Source organism: Nostoc sp. CHAB 5715 (assembly GCF_020829685.1).
GTDB lineage: Bacteria > Cyanobacteriota > Cyanobacteriia > Cyanobacteriales > Nostocaceae > Nostoc.
This window is the reverse complement of sequence record NZ_JAIVFR010000879.1, coordinates 1-3,199: the sequence shown is the minus strand read 5'-3', so window position 1 is coordinate 3,199 and position 3,199 is coordinate 1. Positions and strand designations below refer to the sequence as shown.

The 3,199-nt window shown below is 46.6% G+C and carries 3 protein-coding genes and 1 pseudogene; all 4 read left to right on the top strand.

What is annotated here, in order from left to right; translation table 11 throughout:
* A pseudogene (locus LC574_RS33025) lies at window positions 1-214 on the top strand (hypothetical protein); the annotation flags it as partial.
* Between the two features lie 182 nt (window positions 215-396).
* Complete coding sequence (locus tag LC574_RS33020; RefSeq protein WP_229457804.1) at window positions 397-2,553, top strand: pentapeptide repeat-containing protein; 2,157 nt, start codon at window positions 397-399, stop codon at window positions 2,551-2,553.
* A gap of 17 nt (window positions 2,554-2,570) precedes the next feature.
* Entirely contained in the window at window positions 2,571-2,708 is a 138-nt protein-coding gene (locus tag LC574_RS33015; RefSeq protein ID WP_229457803.1) for a histidine kinase, read from the top strand.
* 19 nt (window positions 2,709-2,727) lie between these two features.
* The coding region (locus tag LC574_RS33010) for a hypothetical protein (protein ID WP_229457805.1) at window positions 2,728-3,199 on the top strand (472 nt) is incomplete at its 3' end.

The following is a 3,199-nucleotide window of genomic DNA, read 5'->3' as shown; positions in this document are numbered from 1 at the left end:
ATTTAACTTGCAACTGGAGCGATTTCAGATTTGGTTCAACAGCTTATCTGGAACAAAAAAGCTGGTAGTTTCGGGTGTGACGGTGCTAGTAGGCTTGGCAATGCTGCAAGCAGTGTTTAAACTGGTTGCATCTGTAATCAGTCTGGCACTTTTGGCAGTGTTAGTGTATGTTGGATACAAAATTTTTGTGTCTAGTAGCTTTCAACGTAAGTAATAAGCTGATATGCATTTACTTTGCATACCCGTAGTTATGAAAGTCAGGAGCCATGATACAAAAGGCTTCTGACTTATGACTCCGAAATTCTATTTCAATATGCTTTTCTTTTTGCCGGTGAGCTTAGTTTATTTTAATTGTGCCGATCGCGGCGTATAAATAATGTCAAAGGAAATTATGCGATGACGACACCAATTGTCAAAAGAAGTAATCAATCTGGTCAGTCAAAACAACCAGAAAGAGCCAGTTCGCTGCTGCTAGCAAGTAGGCGTTTTGCTGCTTGGGCGGCTGAAATTACATTAGTGGTGACAAGTGGGTTGATTCCCTTCGGCATTGGTGTCTATGCCAATTCTAGAAGCGATTTTAACCGAGTGCCCCTTAACCCGGTGCTGGTAGTCACAGAAAGAGCGATCGCTAGACCCCTGGCTCTACCTGTGAGCTATGGCATCCGTAACGTGGCATGGCCAACTAATATTTTGTGGACAATCGCCCTGTTAGCACCCGTAACTCTCTCATGGTGGCAATTGTATTTACTAGCTAAGACTGGTAGGACAATTCCTAAACGTTGGTTAAAAGTGCGGGTTGTCAACGAGCAAGGAAAACCACCTGGTTTAGGGGCAGTTGTAATTAGAGAAGGAGTTGGGCGTTGGACTGTACCCATTTCCATCGCCTATCTGCTGTGGCGCTACAGCTTTGCTTTTCCTAATTTAGGATTATTCACATTTTTGTCTTTGTTAATTATTGTGGGCGAAGGGATAGGCTTACCGTCGCGCCGGGGCCGTCGCGCACTCCATGATCAACTTGCAGGCACTTATACAATAGATGCGACTCGCCCCTTGCCACCCTCACTCTTAGCTAACAACAAACAAGCTCAGTCTACTGACGGTAATGATGAAGCAGAAGAATGGCAGGAGGGAGAAGAATTAGCGGCAGCCCAAACCAACCAGTCGCCCAATCTGTGGCGGCGGATACAGCAAAATCCTAATCTAACTTTGTTTGGGGTAGGGCTTACGAGTATGACTGCTGTATTGGCAACTTTAATCGGTACTCAAGTTTATATCCAAATTCAACAATCCCAGCGAGCAACCGAGAAAATCAACAGCGATCAGTTTCTCGAACTTGTCAAACAATTAGCTCCTAACTCTGGGGCGACTATTGAGCAACGCCAAAGTACAATTCTGGCTATAGGTGGTCTTAATGACCCAGAGTCCATCAAATTTCTGGCGGATCTCTTGGCTAGCGAAACCAACCCCAGCCTCTTAGATACGATTCAACAAGCTTTGACAACTGTCGGCCCCCAAGCCATCCCAGAACTAAAAAAGGAAAATCAGTCTTTGGTTAGCGAACTAGAGTCTATGGGCAGCACTGCAACCCAAGAACGGGAATTACGGCAAGGGTGGCTACAAAGAAACCAGCGGACGATCAACAAGATTCTCTCTGTTTACAGCGGTAAAATCGAGGGCGTTGACCTTAGTCGCACCCAATTAGGTCAAAGCGGGACTCCAGGAAGTTCCTTCTTTAACTTGGTACTAGACAACCTTGATTTATCAGGAGTTAAGTTTAAATCTGCAAATCTTAACCAAGCCAGCTTTAAAGGTAGCCGCTTTCGAGACGTGGGTGAAGATGGACGCTGGGATACCTATGATGATGCGATCGCTGATTTAAGCCAAGCTCAGTTGCAGCAAGCCAATCTTACTGATGCTAATCTCAGTCGCGTCTTGATGAACCGTACCGATTTGAGCCGCGCCACTCTCAACAGAGCCAACTTATCCAACGCACGTCTATATGAGGCTAAACTCAACAGCGCCCAACTAGTAGGAGCCGATCTGCGAAACGCAGTTTTAGAAAAAGCCAGCTTGACTGGAGCAGATTTAGGTGACGCTAAATTAAACGAAGCCAATCTGTACGCTGCCCGTTTAGGTCGCGCCACTGCCATCGGAACGCAATTATCCTTTGCCAACTTAACAAACACTGATTGGCAAGGGGCAGATTTATCAGGAGCCTATTTGGATCGTGCTAATCTCAGGAATGCTAACCTGGGCGCCACTCGTCTAGCTGGTGCTGTTTTGCGTTCTGCCCAGATGGAAAACGCTAACTTGCAAAATGCCGACCTGAGTCTTGCAGATTTACGGGGGGCAAATGTCGCCGGAGCAGATTTTAAGGGGGCAATTCTCGCCCCTAGTAAACAAGATCCAGCAGATCAATTTGTAGAAACCCCAGATTTAGGCTCAGTATCTGCCGTAGTCGAAGGGGTTGATTTTTCTCTAGCCAAAAATTTAGATCCCAAGCAAGTGGCATACATTTGTACTCAAGGAGGCATTCATTCTAGTTGCCCGTAGAATGGAGGGAGCAGTTCTTGCTGGGGGCAGGGGGAGCAGGGGAGGCAGGGGAGGATGAGGGAGATGAGGGAGACAAGGCCAATGCCCAATGCCCAATGCCCAATACTTCGACTTCGCTCAGTACAAGTGCCCAATGCCCAATGACTAATGACTAATTGGTGTGAGGAGTTGGTTATGAAGTATATTGAATATTTGGTTTCAGTTTTGGGGGCTGGCTTGGTCTTGAGTCTGGCAAGTGCTAAACCAGCACAAGCTCAAGTAGCCTATGGCAGTTATATCGGTATAGGCCCCACTATTGGTTTTACTGATGGTATCCAATTGGGGGGGGTTATAGCCGGTCGTTACAAGCTTTTGGAAGCGCCACTTTCTCTCCGCGCCCAAGTGTTAATTGGTAATAATACAGCAATTGTGCCAACCGTTTCCTACGATTTACCCCTCAACTGGCAAGCTGATGCCTACCTGGGTGCTGGGTTAGTGTTGGCTAGTGGTGGTGGATCTTCTCCTGTGGGCGACAAAATTAGTTTTGCTTTACAACCGGGCATTGATTATATGATCCCAAATAGCAATACTGTACTTTTTGGCAACGCCATTATCGCTTTTGATGCCTACCGTGATAGCGGCGGTACAGCTATCTCAGTACAAGGTG

Excerpts from the sequence above, each read along its gene's own strand:
- LC574_RS33020 (WP_229457804.1), top strand. The coding sequence starts at position 397 with ATGACGACACCAATTGTCAAAAGAAGTAATCAATCTGGTCAGTCAAAA.